The following is a 19348-nucleotide window of genomic DNA, read 5'->3' as shown; positions in this document are numbered from 1 at the left end:
GATTAGGGTGGGTGAGGCGAGGAGGTCATGATGAACCGCTTGAAAGACGCCACCAGCCCCTATCTGCTGCAGCACGCGGACAACCCGGTGGACTGGCATCCCTGGGGTGAGGAGGCGTTCGCGGAGGCCAGGCGCCGCGACGTGCCGTTGCTGATCAGCGTGGGCTACTCGGCATGCCACTGGTGCCACGTCATGGCCCACGAGAGCTTCGAGGACGCCGGCACCGCGCGCCTCATGAACGAGCACTTCGTCAACATCAAGGTCGACCGCGAGGAACGCCCGGACGTGGACGCCGTCTACATGGGCGCCACCCAGGCCATGACGCATCAGGGCGGCTGGCCGATGACGGTGTTCGCGACGCCGGAAGGCCACCCGTTCTACTGCGGCACCTACTTCCCGCGCCCGCACTTCCAGCGCCTGCTCACCGAGGTCCACAACGTGTGGACGGGCGACAGGGACTCGGTCTTGAAGCAGGGCGCGAAGGTAGTGGAGGCGCTCAACTCGCAGACCACGCTGCCCAGCGGGGCGGTGCCCGGCGAGGAGACGCTGGAGCTGGCCGTACGGAACCTGCGGGAGTCTTACGACCCGGTGAACGGCGGGTTCGGCGGCGCGCCCAAGTTCCCGCCGTCCATGGTGCTGGAGTTCCTCCTGCGTTCGGGCGAGCGCGAGATGAGCGGCAAGACGCTCGGGTCGATGGCCCGCGGCGGCATGTACGACCAGCTCGGCGGCGGCTTCGCCCGCTACAGCGTGGACGCGGAGTGGGTCGTGCCGCACTTCGAGAAGATGTTGTACGACAACGCGCTCCTGCTGCGGGTCTACACCCACTGGTGGAAGACGGGCGGCGGCGACCTGGCGCGGCGCGTGGCGCTGGAGACGGCGGACTGGCTGCTGCGCGAGATGCGCACCACAGAGGGCGGGTTCGCCTCGGCCCTGGACGCCGACAGCGAGGGCGTGGAGGGCAAGTTCTACGTCTGGACGCCGGAGGAGCTGCGCGAGGTGCTCGGCGAGGACGACGGGCGGTGGGCGGGCGGCCTGTTCGACGTCACCGGAACGTTCGAGCACGGCACGTCCGTCCTGCAGCTGCCGCGCGACCCTGAGGACCCCGAGCGGTACGCGAGCGTCCGCGAGCGGCTGCTCGCCGCCAGGGGCCGGCGGGTTCGCCCCGGGCGCGACGACAAGGTCGTGGCCTCGTGGAACGGCCTGGTCATCGCGGCACTGGCGGAGACCGGCGTGGTGTTCGAGCGGCCCGACCTCGTGGCGGCGGCCTCGGCGGCGGCGGAGCTGCTGGCCGGCATCCACATGGCGGACGGCAGGCTGCTGCGTACGTCACGTGACGGGCACGCGGGCACGAACGCCGGCGTGCTGGAGGACTACGCCAACCTGGCGGAGGGACTGATCGCGCTGTACGGCGTGACCGGCGAGGCCAGGTGGCTGCGGTTGGCGGGATCGCTGCTCGAAGTCCTCCTCGACAGGTTCGCCGACGGGGCGGGCGGCTTCTACGACACGGCGGACGACGCCGAGCGGCTGTTCCAGCGGCCGCAGGACCCCACCGACAACGCCACCCCCTCGGGCCAGTTCGCGGCCGCGGGCGCCCTGCTCTCCTACGGCGCGCTGACCGGCTCGGCCCGGCACCGAGAGGCCGCCTACGCCGCGCTCGGCACCGTGTCCGTGCTGTCCAGAGGGCATGCCAGATTCGCGGGCTGGGGGCTGGCCGTGGCGCGGGCAGCGCTGAACGGGCCGGTGGAGGTGGCCGTCGTCGGCCCGCCGGACGACCCGCGGACGGCGGCGCTGCACCGGGAGGCGCTGCTGGCGGACGTGCCCGGGCTGGTGGTCGCGCTCGGCGCCGGCGACTCCGCGGCGAGGGGCGCGGCGGGTGACCCGCTCGTCCACGGCGGCGAGGTGTTCCCTGCGCTGCTCGAAGGCCGCGGAACGGTCGGTGACGCACCGGCGGCCTACGTGTGCAGGGGTTTCACCTGCCGGATGCCGGTGACGACGGTCGACGCGCTCAAGGCGGAACTGGCCGCCGGATGAGGGCGGCCCGCCTTTAGCGCCCGTGGACGGCCGGCGCGTCAGCCCGTCGGGCGGGCGCCGTTGTCGCCCGTACTGGGCTCGGTGTCCGTGGACGGCTGCTCCGGCTGCTGCGTGACCGGTGGGGCGGTCTGTTCCGGCTGCTCGTCCTGCCGGTCCTCCGGCGCCTCGGTGACGGGCGGGTCGGTGACCGGCGACTCGCTGAACTCGGGCTCGGCCGTGCCGGAGAACTCGGGGTTCACCGGCGGCGTGTACTCCTGCTCCGGGACGTCACGGTCGGGAACCGAGTAGTCGTAGGAGTAGCCGTAGTCGGACGGCTCGGGGAACTCCTCGACCGGCTTGCCCGCCATGGCCTCGGTCATGAACGCCCGCCAGATCTGCGCGGGCAACGACCCGCCGAACTGGGTGCCGTACCCGGGGATCGTCACGGTCTTGTTGTCGTCGCGGAACATGGCGACCGCCACCGCCAGCTGCGGCGTGAACCCGTTGAACCAGACCGACTTCGAATCGTCCGTGGTGCCCGTCTTGCCGGCCACCGGGCGGTCGTAGAGCCGGGCGGCGGTGCCGGTGCCGTACTTGACGACCTGCTGCATCGCGTACGTCGTGTCCGCCGCGGCCTGCTCGCTGACCACCTGCTTGGAGACCGGGTTGACGACCACCTTGCGCCCCGTGCCGTCGGTGACCGACTTGAGCACGTGGGCTTCCACGTGCACGCCCTTGTTGGCGAACGTGGAGAAGCCGGAGGCGTTCTGGACGGCGCTGATGGAGGACACGCCGAGCGGGAACGAGGCGACCGTCTTCTGCTGCTCGAGCTGGTCGGCGGGGATGCCCGCCGCCTCCGCGATCTCGGCCACCTTGTCCAGCCCGACCTTCTGCCCGAGGTCCACGAACGCGGTGTTGACGGAGTTCTGGGTGGCCCGCACGAGGTCGATCTGGCCGTACGAGCGCCCGCTGTCGTTCGGAATCGGCTCTTCCGCGGAGGCCACGCGTAGCGGCGAGTTGCCGTCGACCCTGGTGGACAGATCGAAGCCGTTGTTCAGTGCGGCGGCCAGCGTGTACGGCTTGAACGTCGATCCGGCCATCACCTCGGCCGAGAAGGCGTTGTCGTAGTCGTACCGTTCGGGGTCGCCGCCGTAGAAGGCCACCACCTCGCCCGTCTTGGGGTCGACGGCCGCGAGCCCGGTGCGTACCTTCTCCGGCGTGTTGTCCGGCAACACGTCCTTGACCGCCCGCTCGGCCGCCGCCATGAGCTTCTTGTCGAACGTGCTGACGATCTTCAGCCCGCCGCCGTTGATGTCCTCGTCGCTGTAGCCGCGCCGGTTGAGCTCATCGGTCACCTGCCGCAGCATGTAGCGGGCCTGGCCCTTGAGCTCGAACGGCTTCTTCGGCGCCGCCGGCGTGGGGAACTTCTCGGCCGCCGCCTGCTGAGGTGTCAGCGCGCCCGTCTGTGCCATGGCGTTGATCACCGACCGCCAGCGCTTCTCGGCCGCGGCCAGGTCGGCGCCCTTGGGGTCGGCGAAGCGGCTCGGCTGCTGGATCACCGCCGCCAGGTAGGCCCCCTCGGACACGGTCAGCTCGCCGACGTCCTTGCCGAAGTAGGCGCGGGCGGCCGACTGGACGCCGTTGGCGCCGCGGCCGAAGTAGATCGTGTTGAGGTACTGCTCCAGCACCCAGTCCTTCGACTTGGACTGGTCGACCTTCATCGCGATGAGGATCTCTTTGAACTTGCGGGTGACGGAACGTTCCTGGCTGAGGCCGCTGTAGTAGTTGCGGACGAGCTGCTGGGTGATCGTGGAGCCGCCCTGGAGCTGCTGTCCGGTGACCGTGGACCAGACGGCCCGGCCGGTGCCCTTGAGCGAGACGCCCGCGTCCTCGTAGAACGAGCGGTTCTCGGCCGCGATGACGGCTTGGCGCACGTGCAAGGGCACCTTGGCGAGCTCGACCACCTTGCGGTCCACGCCCTGCCGGGCCAGCACGGTCTTGCCGTCGCGGTAATAGATCACCGACCCTTGTGCGGTGGCCTGCTTCTGGGTGGTGTCGGGAATGGGGGTCATTGCCCACGCGACGGCGAACAGACCGACCATGACAAGAATTGCCGCACCACATGAAATCAGGAGAAGACGGAGAATCCGCCGCTTTCGCATCCCGTTTCCTCCACCGCCTCGCACCCTCGACCTCCCGTCGTCCAAGCCTCGCCGAACCCCCGCAAGCTGGGCGAATGCCAAGGGTAAACGATCGACAATGGTGCCCCGTCCCCAAGCGATACTACGGCGACCGCTGCTCCCGCCGCGGAACATCGGCGACCAAAGGCAGCACTCGGTAGGGAACCGGGGTGTCGAGGGCGATGATCGAATTAGTCCTGAGCACACCCCGAACATCAACGATCTGGTCAATAACCCGTTGTAAATCGGCATTGGTGCGAGCCACCACGCGGCAGAGCAGATCGCTGTCGCCGGTGATCGTGTGCACCTCCAGCACCTCGGGAATGCGGGCCAGTTGATGCGCGACCGGATCGTGCCCGGCGACCTGCCTGATCTCCATGCTGACGAACGCGGTGACGTCGTAGCCGAGCGCCGCCGGCGACACGTCCGGACCGAACCCCGTGATCACGCCTCTGGCGATCAGCCGGTCGAGCCTGGCCTGTACGGTGCCGCGGGCCACGCCGAGCCGCCGCGAGCATTCCAGCACTCCAAGGCGGGGCTCGGCGGTCAGCAAGGAGATCAACCGGGCGTCGAGATCATCGATCGTCATGCTGTACAGAACTACCCGATATTTCGAGTGATAGCTAGACAGGTTGTGCACTGCTTGAGGTAACCCTTGCGCAAGTCGCCCAGGAAAATCGAGAGTTGGTGGCATGAGTGATGACTTTCCGGTTAACGGGATGGATGCCGTGGTGTTCGCCGTGGGCAACGCCAAGCAGGCGGCCCACTACTATTCGACGGCGTTCGGCATGAAGCTGGCGGCCTACCGCGGGCCCGAGACGGGCAGCCGCGACCTGGCCGCGTACGTGCTGACGTCGGGCAGCGCCACGTTCGAGTTCCGGGCCTCGATCCGGCCAGGCACGGAGGTGGCCCGGCACGTCGCCGAGCACGGTGACGGGGTGATCGACCTGGCCATCCAGGTGCCCGACGTGGAGGGGGCGTACGCGCACGCGGTCGCCCAGGGGGCGAAGGGGCTGGCGGAGCCGTACACGATGGAGGACGAGCACGGCAAGGTGCAGCTCGCGGCCATCGCCACGTACGGCGAGACCCGGCACACGCTGGTCGACAGGTCCAACTACGGAGGCCGCTACCTGCCCGGGTACGTGGCCGCCGAGCCGCTGGTCGCGCCGCCCGCGACCAGGACCGGGCGGCTGTTCCAGGCCATCGACCACTGCGTCGGCAACGTCGAGCTGGGCAAGATGGACGAGTGGGTGGCGTTCTACCGCAACGTCATGGGCTTCACCAACATGGCCGAGTTCATCGGCGACGACATCGCGACGGAGTACTCGGCGCTCATGTCGAAGGTCGTGGCCGACGGCACGCGCAAGGTCAAGTTCCCGCTCAACGAGCCGGCCGTCAGCAAGCGGAAGTCGCAGATCGACGAATACCTCGAGTTCTACCGAGGTCCTGGTGTGCAGCACATCGCGCTGGCCACCAACGACATCCTGACCACGGTCGACCACATGCGGGCGGCGGGCGTGCAGTTCCTGGACACGCCGGACTCGTACTACGACGACCCCGAGCTGCGCGCGCGCATCGGGCAGGTGCGGGCGCCGATCGAGGAGCTGAAGAAGCGGAAGATCCTCGTCGACCGGGACGAGGACGGCTATCTGCTGCAGATCTTCACCAAGCCGGTGCAGGACCGGCCCACGGTCTTCTTCGAGCTGATCGAGCGGCACGGCTCGCTCGGGTTCGGCAAGGGCAACTTCAAGGCCCTGTTCGAGGCCATCGAGCGCGAGCAGGAACGTAGGGGCAACCTTTAGTTTGTCGCGACTTGGCGGGGGCGATCAGGACACCATGGGATTGCCGCCACCGGGGCTGGCGGGACGCTGGCGGCGGCTGTTCGCCGGCGTCCTCGACTGGTTCATCGTCAACATCGTCTCAGCCCCTTTCAGCTGGACGAGCTGGGACTACGTCTGGGACAGCGCGCGAGGCGTCTGGGACCGCTACCCGGTGGAACACACCTTCCTGGCCGGGCTCGTGGCCTTCCTGTACTTCTGGCTGCTGCATGCCTTCTGGCGCGGTCAGACGCTGGGCAAGAGGGTGTTCGCGATCAGAGTGGTCTCGGACACCGGCGGGAAGCTGGGCGTGGGGCAGGTGGCGGTCAGGCAGGCCGTGATGACCGCTTTCGAATGGTTGTGCTGCGTCGGTCTCCTGATCGACCTGGCGTGGATCCTCTTCGACCCGCGCAAACAGGCCCTCCACGACAAGGCCGCCAGGACGGTCGTCGTCCACGCCTGACACAGCGTAATATTCACGTCACATAGCGAAGGGGGGTCGTTCGTCTATGCGTTCCAACCGGCGCGGGGTGGCACTGGTGACGGCGCTGGTCAGCGTGCTGGCCTGCGCGCCCGCCCATCAGCCGCATCCGGCGGCCGACCACCGGGCGGGCGCGCCCGGCATCGGCGACACGGACTTCCCCCAGGACGGCAACGGCGGCTACGACGTCGCCCATTACGCCGTCGCCATCGACTACACGCCCGCGAGCAAGCAGCTGGTCGGCGAGACCACCATCAAGGCCGCCGCGACGCAGGGCCTGTCCAGCTTCAACCTGGACCTGGCCGGTTTCGACGTGCGCGGGATCAGCGTGAACGACGCACCCGCCACGTTCAGCCGCGAAGGCGACGAGCTGACCGTGCGGCCCGCCCGGCCGATCGACAATCACGCCACCTTCACCGTGAAGGTGTCCTACTCGGGCGTCCCGAAACCGGTCCAGGAGGCCACCAAGCTGGGGACGTACGGCTTCATATCGACACCGGACGGCGCGTTCGTGGCCGCCCAGCCCAACGGCGCCAAGACCTGGCTCCCCGCCAACGATCACCCCGCCGACAAGGCCCTCTTCGATTTCACGATCACCGTGCCCGCCGGGTTGACGGCCCTGGCCAACGGCGAGATGACCGGGCAGCCCACGACGGCGGGCGGCAAGACCACCTACCGGTGGCGTGAGCGGCACCCGATGGTGACCTACCTGGCCACGGCCACGCTGGGCACGTTCGAGCTGCGCCAGGGCCGCACGCCCGGTGGCATCGCCAACCTGACCGCCGTCGACCCCAAGTTCAAGGCCTCGCTCGACGGCCTCTACACGAGCTCCGCCGCGCTCACCGACCACTGGGCCACGGTCTTCGGGCCCTACCCGTTCGGCTCGACCGGCGGCGTGATCGACGACTACGCCGCCGGATACGCGCTGGAAAACCAGACCAAGCCGCTCTACGGCGGCTTCCACCCGGACGAGACCATCGTCGCGCACGAGCTGGCGCACCAGTGGTTCGGCAACAGCCTGAGCATCAAGCGGTGGAAGGACCTCTGGCTCAACGAGGGGTTCGCCACGTACGCGGAGTGGTTGTGGGCCGAGCACAAGGGCAGGAAGACCGCCGAGGCCACCTTCAAGGAGCTCCACGGCCGCCCGGCCTCCGACCCGATCTGGGCGTACCCGCCAGGGCAGGCCCGGCCCGACGACCTGTTCAACCAGTCGGTCTACGTGCGCGGCGCCATGACGCTGCACGCCCTGCGCCAGGCCGTCGGCGATCAGACGTTCTTCGCGCTGCTGAAGAAGTGGGCCGCCGACCACCGCTACGGTCATGTCACGACGGAGCAGTTCATCGAGCTCGCGGAACGGATGTCGGGCAAGGACCTCGGCACCCTCTTCGACGCCTGGCTCTTCCAGCCCCGCCGCCCTGCCTGACCGGCGCCCCTCAGACTGGCCGCCTTCTGGTCCCTTGGGCAGGAGGCGGGCAAGGGCGGAGGAAACGCTTTTCGTCGCTCGGTCCAAGTACCGGATGTAAGGCGAACGACGAAAGGGATTGCAGGCGATGCGCCTCAACGAAGACCCTGCGGCCTTTGAGGCCTTCTATCGCCGCCACGTGGATGCCGTGCTGAAGTTCGTGGCCCGGCGGGTGAGTGACCCTCATCTCGCCGCGGACCTGACGGCGGACATCTTCCTGGCGGCCCTGGACTCGGCTCACACCTATGTGCCCGGCCGGGGCAGCGAGATCGCATGGCTGTACGGCGTCGCGCGCAACGTCGTGTCGGCCCAGCACCGCAAGGCGGCCAGGGAAGCACGGGCCACCGGCCGTGTCGCCGGTCGCCGGCTGATGGACGACGACGACCTCGTCAGGATGGAGGAGCGGATCGACGCCGAGCGCCGGATGCGCAGCGCTCTGGAGGCCATGGCCGGGTTGCCGGAGGGCGAGCGTGCCGTGCTGGAGCTCGTGGCGATCGACCAGCTCACCGTCACCGAGGCCGCCAAGGCCCTGGGCATCAGGCAGGTGACCGCGCGAGTCCGGTTGCACCGAGCCAGAAAAGCCCTGGAGAACGTCGCCTCACCAGCACCTGTGTACGTGGAAGGACAGGCATGAGCAATTTCGAAGAGCGCCTTCTCAGTGCACTCAAGGAAGAGATCACGACGAGGACGGCGGAGGACAAGATGACGACAACTGTGACGCAGGTTCAGCGCGGCTCGCGGCGGCGCCTCGCAGGGCTGTCCGCCGCGGTGGCGGGGGTCGCGGCGGCCACCACCGCGGTGGTGCTCCTGACGGGGGTCGCGGACAACCCGGCGTACGCGGTCACCAAGGGCACGGACGGCTCGGTCAGCGTGCGGATCAGCGCGTTCACCGACCCCGACGGGCTGGAGGCCGAGCTGGCCAACGCCGGCGTCAAGTCGGTCGTCGACTACCTGCCGCAGGGCCAGACCTGCAAGGACCCCCGCGGCGAGAAGGGCTCCGTCACCGGGCCGTTCTCGGTGAGCGTGGGGTCCGCGGGCGGCGGGGTCTCCTTCACGATCGAGAAGGGGAGGGTGCCCGCGGGCGAGACGCTCGTGCTGGCGGTGTCCAAGAGCGAGGACGGCGACGACAGGCCGCCGTTCGGGGTGTCGCTGACCGTGGTGAAGGGGGCGGTCGCGGACTGCGAGCCGACCTCGATGCCCGTCCCGCCCGCCGGCGACGGCGGCGTCACGGTGGACAAGAAGGACGACGGCGGGGCCGGCTTCGACTTCAGGACCGGAGGCGAGGACGAGGGTCCCAGCCTGGACCAGAAGACCGGATAGCGCTCCTTCCCGGCCTGCCGGAGCACCCTCACCGCTCTGGCAGGCAGGCCCGGCGACCTTCCCGAGCAGCGGGGCCGCCGGGCCTTCACCGTCGTTCAGCCCAGTAACTCTCGCCTGCCAGGATGAGGGCGGCCGCGCCGATCAGGCCGGCCTCCTGGCCCAGGGAGGCGGGTATGACCTTGACCCGCCGGGCGAACTCCACCCGGGCGTGCTCGCGCAGCGCCTCATCCAGCGGCCCGAACAGCGGCTCCCCCGCCTGCGACAACCCGCCGCCGATCGTGACCAGGTCCAGGTCGCACAGGTGCGTGGCCGACGCGATGGCGATGCCGAGCGCCCGCCCGGCCCGGCGCATGGCCCGCACCGCGACCGGGTCGCCGGCCCGCGCGTCGGCTGCCAGCGCCCGCGCCGTGACCACCCGATCCTCCTCGTACGTCCCGGATTCGGGATTTTTCGGCGCCCACCCTTGCTCCAGAGCCCAGGCGGTCAGGGCCGGACCGCGGGCGATGGCCTCCAGGCAGCCGTGGCCGCCGCAACCGCAGCGGGGCCCGCCGTCCGGCTCGACCACCACGTGCCCGATGTGCCCGGCGTTGCCCGTGCCGCCGTTGATCAGGCGCCCCTCCAGGATGAGCCCGCCGCCCACGCCTGTGGACACCACCATGCCGAGCATGTCCGCGCTCCCCTGGCCGGCGCCCTTCCAGTGCTCGGCCACGGCCAGGCAGATGGCGTCGTTGTGGAGGCGTACCGGTAAACCGGGGAAACGCTCGGCCAGCCGGGCACGCAGGGGGAAGCCGCGCCAGCCCGGCATGTTCAGCGGTGAGACCTCGCCGTCCGGCCAGGCCATGGGCCCGCCGCAGCCGACCCCCACGCCCTCGACCCCGTCCGGCAGGGAGTCGATCAACTCGACGAGCGTCTTCCACAGGGTCAAGGCGTCCGCGCCCTGCGGCGTCGGGACCCGCGCGGAGCGCGTCACCGTTCCGTCACCGGCCACCAGGCCGGCGGCCATCTTGGTGCCGCCGACGTCGATCGCGAGGATCATGGGTGCCTCAAGGAGCACCCGCGGCACTGGACAAGCCTCATGGAGCGCCTGCCGTGCTGGAGAAGACGAGCACGGAGGCGGTGAAGCCGTGCACGTGGTTGTGCCCGGCCACGGGACCGACCTCACCGGCGGCGAAGAAGCCCGCCACGCCGATCGGCCCCAGCGTGTCCCGCAACGCCACCGGGTCGTGGTCCGCGGTGCCGAACATGGCCGAGCCCCGTCCGTTGCACGAGAACAGCAGCGCCCCGTCCACCTTGCCGAGTTGCTCACGGTGGGCGTCGAGCAGGTCGTACAGGTCCTCGTCCGCGGTGGCCGCGTCCCGCACCTGGAAACGTACGGTCCTGCCGATCTCCACGATGTCGCCGATGGCCACGGCCTCGCGTTCGGGGTCGATGCCGATGACGCCGCGGATGAGGAAGTCGCCGCGTTCGTGGCGTTCGGCGTACTCGTCCATGGCCACGCCGATCTGCAGCCCGGCGGCGACCAGCTCGCGGTCGTCCTCGTCCAGCTCGCTGACGATGTCCTCCAGCCTGGCCAGCGCGGGCTGGCCGGCCAGCTCCAGCAGCAGGTTCTCCTCCGACGCCGTGACGACCATGCTGGGGCCGATGGGCCGGCAACCCTGGCTGACCACGGTGCTGACCTGCACCGGGCCGCTGAGCAGCACGCCGATCGCGCCCTCGGTGTAGATCCGGCCGTCGGCGAAGAGCCGTACCGAGCCCCGTCCCTGCAACCCGTTGGCCAGCCCGCCGATCAACGGCAGCTCGCCGAGCACATCGACCGAGCGCTCCACGAAGGCGTCGGTCGGGAAGGTGTACGGGTCCGCGAGCAGGATCGCCACATGGTCGTCCTGGCTGCGCTCGGGCAGTCCGACCACCACGAACTTGTCCTCGGCCGCCAGCGTCTCCAACGCGAACGTGGTCAACCTCGCCCCGTCCAATGTGCCCGCCCAGGCGCTCACGGCAGGCGTCAACTCCACACCCTGCCCGTCGCCGATCACTCCCGTGGCACTGCATCCGATCACATGCGCTCCGGGCGCGAGCTCCATCGCGGCCTGACCGGCCCTCGCGACGTCCTCGGGATCGTCACCGCAAATGAAGAAGCAGACCAGGTCGGCTTGGCCGCTGAGCCTCGACAGGGCCTGGCCGACAGCGTTCCGCGCGGCCTCCACCAGGTCGGAACCCACGGCGAGGCCGTCGGCGAAGCGGCTTGTCATCAAGGCCACGCGTCTCGCCTCCCTCGACATGTCCAACGTTCCTAGGCCCGATTCTCCCCACTAAAAGGACAAGCACGCCCACGAACCATCACGCAATAGTCAAGATCCGAAATCTCCGCCAGATGCGAAACTCTCTGCCACATTCCACGCAGGGGACGTAGTCTCGATCCCGTGCATCAGCCACAGCCACGTATTCTCCGCGAGCTGCGAGAGAGCGGCCACGTTCATCGCACCGTCAAAGCCGAGGTCCGCGAAAACCTGCTGGCCAAGCTGCGAGCGGGCGAGCCGAGATTTCCCGGCATCGTCGGGTTCGACGACACGGTCCTGCCGCATCTGGAGCGCGCTCTCCTCGCCGGTCACGACCTGGTCCTCCTCGGTGAGCGCGGCCAGGGCAAGACCCGGCTCATCCGCACCGTCACCGGGCTGCTCGACGAGTGGACGCCCGTGGTCGAGGGGTGCGAGATCAACGACCACCCGTACGCGCCGGCCTGCACGCGCTGCCAGGCCCTGGCGCGGGAGCTGGGCGACGAGCTGCCGGTCGCGTGGAAGCACCGCGACGAGCGCTACGGCGAGAAGCTCGCCACGCCCGACACCTCCGTCGGCGACCTGATCGGCGACGTCGACCCGATCAAGATCGCGGAGGGGCGCACGCTCGGCGACCCCGAGACCGTCCACTACGGGCTCGTGCCGCGCACCAACCGGGGCGTCTTCTCCGTCAACGAGCTGCCCGACCTGGCCGAACGCATCCAGGTGTCGCTGCTCAACGTGCTGGAGGAGCGCGACATCCAGGTGCGGGGCTACAACCTGCGGCTGCCGCTCGACATCCTGCTCATCGCCAGCGCCAACCCGGAGGACTACACCAACAGAGGCCGGATCATCACGCCGCTGAAGGACCGGTTCGGCGCCGAGATCCGCACCCACTACCCGCTGACGGTCGAGGACGAGCTCACGCTCATCCGCCAGGAGTCCATGCCGGACATCGGGGCCGACCTCCCCGAGCACCTGGTCGAGGTGATCGCCCGGTTCACCCGGCTGGTCCGCGAGTCCACCGCCGTGGACGCCCGTTCCGGCGTGTCCGCCCGGTTCTCCATCGCCGCCGCCGAGACCGCCTCGGCCTCCGCCGTGCGCCGTTCGGCCATCGCGGGCGAGGAGCAGGCGGTCACGCGGGTCGTGGACCTGGCCAGCGTGGTGCACAGCCTGCGGGGCAAGGTGGAGTTCGAGGTCAGCGAAGAGGGCAGGGAGACCGAGATCCTGGCCCACCTGCTGCGCCGGGCCATGGCGGAGACGTTCAGGAGCCGGTTGGGCGGCATGGATCTGTCCGCGGTGACCGACAAGTTCGCCGAGGGCAACCAGGTGGAGTCGGGCGAGCTGGTCCCGGCCGGCGAGCTGCTGCACCGGATGGGTCCCGTACCCGGGCTGGCGAAGATCATGTCCAGGCTCGGCATGGGGGCGGGCGAGGAATCGCCGGGCCACGCCGCGGCCGCCTTGGAGTTCGCGCTGGAAGGGCTTTACCTCATGCGGCGCCTGTCCAAGGAAGACCTTGACGGAGTGACCGTCTACCGGACGTGAACGACCGGGTCTACTTCCGCGTCATAGTGGATAGCTGTTCACATTTGACGGGGAGACCACTCATGCGCCTGTTTGCCGGTGCCGCCATCGCCGTTGCCCTGGGGAGCGTCGTCGCCCTGCCCGCAGAGGCAGCCGCCACCAAGGTCGTCTACGGGTACGCGTGGGCCGACGGCCAGGGCCACCTGCGGATCGTGCCCAAGTCGGCCACGTTCGTGAAGGCGACGGGCGGCTTCGTGGGCTACCGGCTCAAGCCGGTCTCCGGAGCCAAAGAGGTGCGGCTCGACTACACCAAGGCGACGAAGCTCGCGTTCGGGCGGGTCACGGTCGCGTGCGATCTCAAGGAGACCGAGGGGCGGGTCGCCGTGGACAGGAAGGGGCTGGGCCGGACCGCCTGCAAGCCCGCGGATCTGGCTGCCGGATTGCAACGCGGCGTCACTCCGCTTCGGGTCGAGTACCGAGGCTCCATGGCCGTCAAGATCAACGAGTTCTTGGTGGACAACTGGCCGAACTCGCGGACCGGCCGGGGCACGATCAAGCGGATCAACGACAACAGCGTCCTGTTCGCGACCGGCGGAAAGACCATCAAGCTGGGCTACTCGTACACCACGTTCTTCTACCGCGCCACGGCTCGCTGCCCGGACGGATGGCTGGCCGGCGAGCCGGTCAACGCCGGCAAGAACGGGCTCGGCAAGATGTCCTGCAGTGCCGCGGACCTGACCAAGGTGCTGAAGTCGCAGAAGCACCCCGTGCTCGTGCAGCTGCGCTACTCGCCCGAGGTGGGTGGCATCGACGAGGTCTGGGAGATCTACGGGGACGCGTGACCCCCGCCGGACCCGCGTCTGATGGGGCGCGCGTGGGGGGTTTCCGGGTTAGCGTGGGTTCGTGATGGCCTTCCGCTATGGCGAGTACCACGACGGGCCCGACCCCCTTGCCCCGCCCTACGACGTACGAGCGGCGCTGGACGAGATGGGCGATGCGATCCTGTCGGGCTCGACGCCGGTCCACGCCCTGCGCGACCTCCTCAAGCGCGGCCTGCCCGGCGCCCAGGACCGCCGAGGCCTGGACGACATGCTCAGGGAGGTCCGCCGCCGCCGCCGCGACCTGCGCGAACGCGGCCGGCTGGACGGCACGCTGGAGAAGGCACGGGCACTGCTCGACAAGGCGATCGGTCAAGAACGGGCCGAGCTGTTCCCTGACCCCTCCGACGAGGCCCGGTTCCGGGAGTCCGCGCTCGACGCGCTGCCCGACGACACGGCCAGCGCCATCCAGGAGCTGAACACGTACGACTGGCGCTCGGCCGCGGCCCGCCAGACCTTCGAAGAGCTCCGTGACCTGCTGCGCCGGGAGGTCCTCGACAGCCAGTTCCGTGGCCTGCGCGACGCGCTCGCGAACCCCGACCCCGAGGCCATGGAACGCATCCGCCAGATGATGTCAGATTTGAACGACATGCTGGACAAGGACGCCCGCGGCCAGCACACCCAGGCGGACTTCGACGACTTCATGGAGAAATACGGCGACCTGTTCCCGGAGAAGCCGCGCAATCTGGAGGAGCTCGTCGACATCCTGGCCCGCCGCGCCGCTGCCACACAGCGCATGCTGGCCTCGATGACCCCGCGCCAGCGCGAGGAGCTCGGCAATCTCATCAACCAGACCCTCGACCAGGCCGGGCTCTCCGACCAGATGCGCCGGCTCGGCGAGGCCCTCCATGCCCGCCGCCCCGACCTGGCCTGGAACGCCCCCGAACGCCTCACCGGAGAAGAGCCCCTGGGCATGGGCGACGCGGTCACCGCCTTGGAGGAGCTGGCCGACCTCACCCAGCTGGAAACCGCCCTGCGCCAGGACTACCCGGGCGCAAGGCTCGACGACATCGACGAAGCCGCGGTACGTCGCGCGCTCGGCCGTTCCGCGGTCGACGATCTGGAGGCGCTCAAGCGCATCGAGCGGGAGCTGGAGGAACAGGGCTACCTGCTGCGCCGCCGCGGCAAGCTGGAGCTGACCCCGAAGGCGGTGCGCCGGCTGGGCGAGACGGCGCTGCGCCGGGTGTTCTCCTCCCTCGACGCGGGCCGTCGCGGCGACCACGACCAGGACGACGCGGGCGCGGCCGGGGAGCTCACGGGCTCGTCCCGGGCGTGGCGCTTCGGCGACGAGCAGCCGATCGACGTGGTCCGCACCCTGGTCAACGGCGTCCGCCGGGGCAATGCCGGCAACGGCACGAGGACGGCTGTGAAGCTGTCCGTCGACGACTTCGAGGTCGCCGAGACCGAACGCCGCTCCGCCGCGGCCGTCTGCCTGCTGGTGGACCTGTCGTACTCGATGGCGTTGCGCGGCACCTGGGCCGCCGCCAAACAGACGGCCCTGGCCCTGCAGGCCCTGGTGGCCTCCAAGTTCCCTCAGGACGCCGTACAGATCATCGGCTTCTCCAACTACGCACGCGTCCTGCAGCCGGACGAGCTGGCCGGTCTCGACTGGGACATGGTCCAGGGCACCAACCTGCACCACGCCCTCCTGATCGCCGGCCGCCACCTGGACCGCCATCCCGACTTCGAGCCGGTGGTGCTGGTGGTCACGGACGGCGAGCCCACCGCCCACCTCATGCGCAGCGGCCGTTCGGCGTTCGAGTGGCCGCCGTCCCACGAGACGCTGGAGCTGACGCTGGCCGAGGTCGACAAGATGACCCGGCGACGCGCCACGATCAACGTCTTCATGCTGGCGGCGGACGACCGGCTGAAGGAGTTCGTGGACGAGGTGGCCCGCAGGAACGGCGGCCGCGTGTTCTCCCCGAGCGCCGATCGCCTGGGCGAGTACGTCGTCAGCGACTTCCTCCGGCTGCGCCGTGCCCGCTGAATCGTCGGTGGGGCCTGCCAGACTCACTCGACATGAGCGACGAGGACGTGCGGTTGCGCGACGTGGTCGAGGCGGACCTGGAGGTGTTCCTGGCGCAGGAGCACGACCCGGAGGCCGTCAGGAGATCGAGGTTTCCCGCCCGGCCGCGAGAGCGCTTTCTCACCCACTGGAAGACCCGGATCCTCGACGACCCCACCGTCTTCGTGCAGGCGATCATGGTGGGCGATGAGCTGGCCGGAAACCTCGTGGCGTGGTGGGAAGGGGATCGGCGCTTCATCGGCTACTGGCTCGGGCGCGAGTTCTGGGGCCGCGGCATCGGCACCCGAGCCCTGGGTCTCTTCCTGCGTACCGAGAAGACCCGCCCCCTCTACGCCGACCCCTTCCACGGCAACACCGCGTCGGTCCGGCTCCTGGAAAGGCACGGCTTCCAGCGCTCCGGAACGGTGCGGCACGGCGACGACGAGCACATCCTGCTCGTCCTCCACGACCCGGCGCCATAACAGGTACCAGCCATATCACCGCGCCGAGCCCGTCCGGACGCCGTACTACCGTCTTTCCCGGAAGGGCCAGTGTCGGCATATCCAGACGGCTACAAGGCGCACCCGATCGCCACAGAGCTTCTTCATGTCATCTACGTCGGACGTCAACATGACAACCGGTCGCGGTTGCCGGATCGCCAGCTCAGCCACGACCGCGTCGATCGCGTACTTGTGACCGTGCAGCTTGTGACCGTGCAGCCCGGCGGCGACCGGTCGTGGCGCAGGAATCCATGCGACGCCTCGAACCAGGCGATCCGGTCGAGGCCGGGGGTCCGGGGTAGGGAGGCCGGCAAGGGGGAGCTGTGGGCCCCCGTAAGAGGAGCCCGGAGCTTATTCGCGCGAAGCGCGCAACTGGCGGAGGCCCATGCCGTTGGGCAGGGGCTCCAGGTTTAGGCGCCGACGAGGCGGGTGTAGAAGGCGAGGGCCACGTCGAAGCCGTCGCGGCAGTTGCGGTGGGAGCGGTAGCAGGGGCGCCAGGCCGTGCTGGCGCCGACCCCGGCTCGGGCCTCGGTCAGGGCCGAAGGTACGCGCTCCGGTTTCGGGAGCAGGCCGTGCCCCAGGTAGCGGACGCCGGCCAGCTCGGTGTGGGCGCCGCGGCCGCCCGAGACGAACGTGCCCAGGCGCCAGCCGCTCTCCTCGTCCCACACCAGCGCGCCCCCGTCGGCCAGCTTGAGCGTGGCGTCACGCGGATCGCAGGGGCCCTCCCACCAGTCCACGACCTCGGCTCCGAGCTGGTCGACGACCTGGCGCACGTAGCTGGTCGGCTGCTGCAACCACTCGTCGGTGTACGGCTCGACGTGCCTTATGGCCACGGACGGCACCCCCTTGTGCCCAAACGGTAAGGAAAAAGCGACGGCTACCAACCATACCCGCGCCGAACTTATTCCGTTGCACAGGCGTCTAGTCATTCAGGACGATATTTACGTCCGGCACGGGGAAGGAGGCGAGACCATGATTGCCACGATTCTCCTCATCGTGCTGATGGTCGTCGCGGTGGCGGTCACGGAGCTCTGCATGTTGTGCTCAGCAGAGAGCAAAGAGAGTGTCGAGTCCCCCGCCGAGATCGTCGGGGACTAGTCTCTCCGGCATGTCGTCCCTGTTTCTCTGGTTGCACATCGCCTTCGCCATCTTCACGATCGGCCCGGTCACCGCCGCGACGATGGCCGCGCCCCGTGTCATCCGCAACAAGAACGTGCCCGCGCTGCAGAACATCCAGCGCATGACGCGGGTCTACAGCTTCGGCTCGATCGGCGTGTTCGTGTTCGGGTTGGCGCTCGGCGCGGTCCTCGGCAACGGGGTCCTCGGCAGGTGGTACATGACGGCCTCGATGACGTTGTTCATCGTGGCCGCCGTGATGCTCGTCATCATCGACCGCGACCTGCGCACCGCCGTACGGGTGCTGGGCAACGAGGACGCGAACGATGACGCGAAGGTGCAGAACGGGCGGATCGCCGCGATCAGCGGGTTGCTGTCGGTGATCTGGCTCGTGATCCTGTTCCTGATGCTGGTCCCCGGTTCCTGACCCGGTCCCCGGCCCGCCGGTCGCCGCGATTGCGGCCAGGGGAGCCGGATGATCAGGCCAGCGCTTGCGTCAGGTCGGCGAGCAGGTCATCGACGGTTTCGATGCCGACCGACAGCCGCACCAGGTCGGAGGGCACCTCCAGCGGCGACCCCGCCGCCGACGCGTGGGTCATCCTGCCGGGGTGCTCGATGAGCGACTCGACACCGCCGAGCGACTCGCCCAGCGTGAACAGCTTCGCCCGGTTGCACACCTCCACGGCCTCCGCCTCGCCCCCGGCGACCCGGAACGACACCATGCCGCCGAACCGCTTCATCTGCTTGGCCGCCACCTCGTGCCCCGGGTGGTCGCCCAGCCCCGGGTAGAGCACGTCGGTCACGCGCGGGTGCGCCAGCAGCAGGTCGACGACGCGTTCGGCGTTGTCGCAGTGGCGGTCCATGCGGACGCCCAGTGTCTTGAGCCCGCGCAGCGTCAGCCAGGCGTCGAACGGCCCGGCCACCGCCCCCATCGCGTTCTGGTGGTAGGCCAGCTCCTCGCCGAGCCCGGCGTCGGCCGCGATCAGCGCCCCGCCGACCACGTCGGAGTGCCCGCCCACGTACTTGGTCGTGGAGTGCACGACGACGTCCGCCCCCAGGGCAAGGGGCTGCTGCAGGTACGGCGACGCGAACGTGTTGTCCACCACCAGCAGCGCCCCGTTGTCGTGGGCCAGCTGCGCGAGCGCCGCGATGTCGGCGATGCCGAGCAGCGGGTTGGTGGGCGTCTCGACCCAGACCACCTTGGTCTTCTGCGTCATCGCCGCGGCCACGGCGTCGAGGTCGTGCAGCGGGACCGGGTCGTAGTGCAGGTCCCACCGCTCGTTGACCTTGGCGAACAGCCGGTACGTCCCCCCGTACGCGTCGTTCGGGATGACCACGTGGTCCTGCGGCTTGCACACCGCGCGAAGGAAGGTGTCCTCAGCGGCCAGTCCCGACGCGAACGCCAGGCCGCGCGTGCCCCCCTCCACGGCCGCCAGCGCCTCCTCGAGCGCGGTCCTGGTGGGGTTGGCCGAGCGGCTGTACTCATATCCCGAACGCAGGCCGCCCACGCCGTCCTGCTTGTACGTGGACGTCGCGTAGATCGGCGGCACGACCGCACCGGTCAGCGGGTCGGGCTCTTGACCTGCGTGGATGGCCAGGGTCTCAAAACCGTTGCTCATAGAGGCCACGTTAACGGAAGACGGCGAGCGGTCCGTTCCCGCACCATCCGTTCCTGCCCGACGGCCCGCGGTCCGTTCCCCACCGGACCGCGGGCCGCGGTGCGGGTGCCGTCCCCAACGGCCGCCCGCGCAGCTCGCGCACCATGCCCGCGCGAGCCGGTCC

Annotated in this window: 18 protein-coding genes; 12 read left to right on the top strand and 6 right to left on the bottom strand. The window is 69.5% G+C overall.

The features are described 5' to 3' along the window. The first annotated feature begins 27 nt into the window (after positions 1-27). Entirely contained in the window at positions 28-2031 is a 2004-nt protein-coding gene (locus tag ETD86_RS14610; protein ID WP_138666686.1) for a thioredoxin domain-containing protein, read from the top strand. A 38-nt stretch (positions 2032-2069) separates the two neighbouring features. Here ETD86_RS14610 and ETD86_RS14605 read toward each other — a convergent pair whose 3' ends face one another. Together ETD86_RS14605 and ETD86_RS14600 are read right to left on the bottom strand one after the other, a co-directional pair. Continuing rightward, positions 2070-3944 (bottom strand): transglycosylase domain-containing protein, encoded by a 1875-nt coding sequence (locus tag ETD86_RS14605; protein ID WP_425465633.1) that lies wholly within the window; start codon positions 3942-3944, stop codon positions 2070-2072. A 349-nt stretch (positions 3945-4293) separates the two neighbouring features. Beyond that, positions 4294-4779, bottom strand: coding sequence for an Lrp/AsnC family transcriptional regulator (locus ETD86_RS14600; RefSeq protein ID WP_138666685.1), 486 nt, complete (start codon positions 4777-4779; stop codon positions 4294-4296). Between the two features lie 103 nt (positions 4780-4882). On the opposite strand from ETD86_RS14600, the gene hppD reads away from it, so the two are divergent. The 5 genes from hppD (at position 4883) to ETD86_RS14575 (ending at position 9270) form a co-directional block, all read left to right on the top strand. Next, positions 4883-5992: a 4-hydroxyphenylpyruvate dioxygenase gene (gene hppD / locus ETD86_RS14595; RefSeq protein ID WP_138666684.1), complete on the top strand. Its 1110-nt coding sequence runs from the start codon at positions 4883-4885 to the stop codon at positions 5990-5992. A 34-nt stretch (positions 5993-6026) separates the two neighbouring features. Continuing rightward, on the top strand, positions 6027-6470 hold the full coding sequence (locus tag ETD86_RS14590; RefSeq protein WP_138666683.1) for an RDD family protein: 444 nt from the start codon (positions 6027-6029) through the stop codon (positions 6468-6470). Positions 6471-6516: 46 nt separating this feature from the next. Next, positions 6517-7911 (top strand): M1 family metallopeptidase, encoded by a 1395-nt coding sequence (locus ETD86_RS14585; RefSeq protein WP_138666682.1) that lies wholly within the window; start codon positions 6517-6519, stop codon positions 7909-7911. 127 nt (positions 7912-8038) lie between these two features. Beyond that, positions 8039-8584, top strand: coding sequence for an RNA polymerase sigma factor (locus ETD86_RS14580; RefSeq protein WP_138666681.1), 546 nt, complete (start codon positions 8039-8041; stop codon positions 8582-8584). Next, positions 8581-9270: a hypothetical protein gene (locus ETD86_RS14575; RefSeq protein ID WP_138666680.1), complete on the top strand. Its 690-nt coding sequence runs from the start codon at positions 8581-8583 to the stop codon at positions 9268-9270. Before ETD86_RS14580 ends, ETD86_RS14575 begins: the two co-directional genes overlap by 4 nt. An 85-nt stretch (positions 9271-9355) precedes the next feature. Here the strand turns inward: ETD86_RS14575 and ETD86_RS14570 are convergent, their stop codons facing one another. Together ETD86_RS14570 and ETD86_RS14565 are read right to left on the bottom strand one after the other, a co-directional pair. Further along, entirely contained in the window at positions 9356-10306 is a 951-nt protein-coding gene (locus tag ETD86_RS14570; protein ID WP_138666679.1) for an ROK family protein, read from the bottom strand. Between the two features lie 37 nt (positions 10307-10343). Then, on the bottom strand, positions 10344-11519 hold the full coding sequence (locus ETD86_RS14565; RefSeq protein ID WP_138666693.1) for an FIST signal transduction protein: 1176 nt from the start codon (positions 11517-11519) through the stop codon (positions 10344-10346). 171 nt (positions 11520-11690) lie between these two features. Between ETD86_RS14565 and ETD86_RS14560 the strand changes: the two genes are divergently transcribed. From ETD86_RS14560 to ETD86_RS14545, 4 genes are all read left to right on the top strand, one after another. Beyond that, positions 11691-13088 (top strand): sigma 54-interacting transcriptional regulator, encoded by a 1398-nt coding sequence (locus ETD86_RS14560; RefSeq protein WP_211370039.1) that lies wholly within the window; start codon positions 11691-11693, stop codon positions 13086-13088. 62 nt (positions 13089-13150) lie between these two features. Then, on the top strand, positions 13151-13909 hold the full coding sequence (locus ETD86_RS14555) for a hypothetical protein (RefSeq protein WP_138666678.1): 759 nt from the start codon (positions 13151-13153) through the stop codon (positions 13907-13909). 64 nt (positions 13910-13973) lie between these two features. Next, a complete protein-coding gene (locus ETD86_RS14550) occupies positions 13974-15932 on the top strand; it encodes a vWA domain-containing protein (RefSeq protein WP_138666691.1) in 1959 nt (652 codons plus the stop codon). Between the two features lie 32 nt (positions 15933-15964). Continuing rightward, positions 15965-16432, top strand: a complete 468-nt coding sequence (locus tag ETD86_RS14545) for a GNAT family N-acetyltransferase (RefSeq protein WP_138666677.1) — start codon at positions 15965-15967, stop codon at positions 16430-16432. A 428-nt stretch (positions 16433-16860) separates the two neighbouring features. Here the strand turns inward: ETD86_RS14545 and ETD86_RS14535 are convergent, their stop codons facing one another. Next, entirely contained in the window at positions 16861-17283 is a 423-nt protein-coding gene (locus tag ETD86_RS14535; RefSeq protein WP_246147903.1) for a DUF6292 family protein, read from the bottom strand. Positions 17284-17422: 139 nt separating this feature from the next. Here ETD86_RS14535 and ETD86_RS59090 point away from each other — a divergent pair, with 139 nt between their 5' ends. Both ETD86_RS59090 and ETD86_RS14530 read left to right on the top strand, forming a co-directional pair. Continuing rightward, the gene (locus ETD86_RS59090) at positions 17423-17548 is read left to right on the top strand and encodes a hypothetical protein (RefSeq protein WP_281286907.1); all 126 of its coding nucleotides are present in this window, start codon (positions 17423-17425) and stop codon (positions 17546-17548) included. A gap of 10 nt (positions 17549-17558) precedes the next feature. Further along, positions 17559-17993, top strand: a complete 435-nt coding sequence (locus ETD86_RS14530) for a hypothetical protein (protein WP_138666675.1) — start codon at positions 17559-17561, stop codon at positions 17991-17993. A gap of 52 nt (positions 17994-18045) precedes the next feature. Here the strand turns inward: ETD86_RS14530 and ETD86_RS14525 are convergent, their stop codons facing one another. Continuing rightward, positions 18046-19185, bottom strand: coding sequence for a cystathionine gamma-synthase (locus ETD86_RS14525; protein ID WP_138666674.1), 1140 nt, complete (start codon positions 19183-19185; stop codon positions 18046-18048). Positions 19186-19348: the final 163 nt, after the last annotated feature.

The sequence above is a fragment of the Nonomuraea turkmeniaca genome, from assembly GCF_005889735.1.
In the GTDB taxonomy this organism is placed as follows: domain Bacteria; phylum Actinomycetota; class Actinomycetes; order Streptosporangiales; family Streptosporangiaceae; genus Nonomuraea; species Nonomuraea turkmeniaca.
Note: the sequence above shows the minus strand (reverse complement) of the source record. Positions and strands in the feature narration are given on the sequence as shown.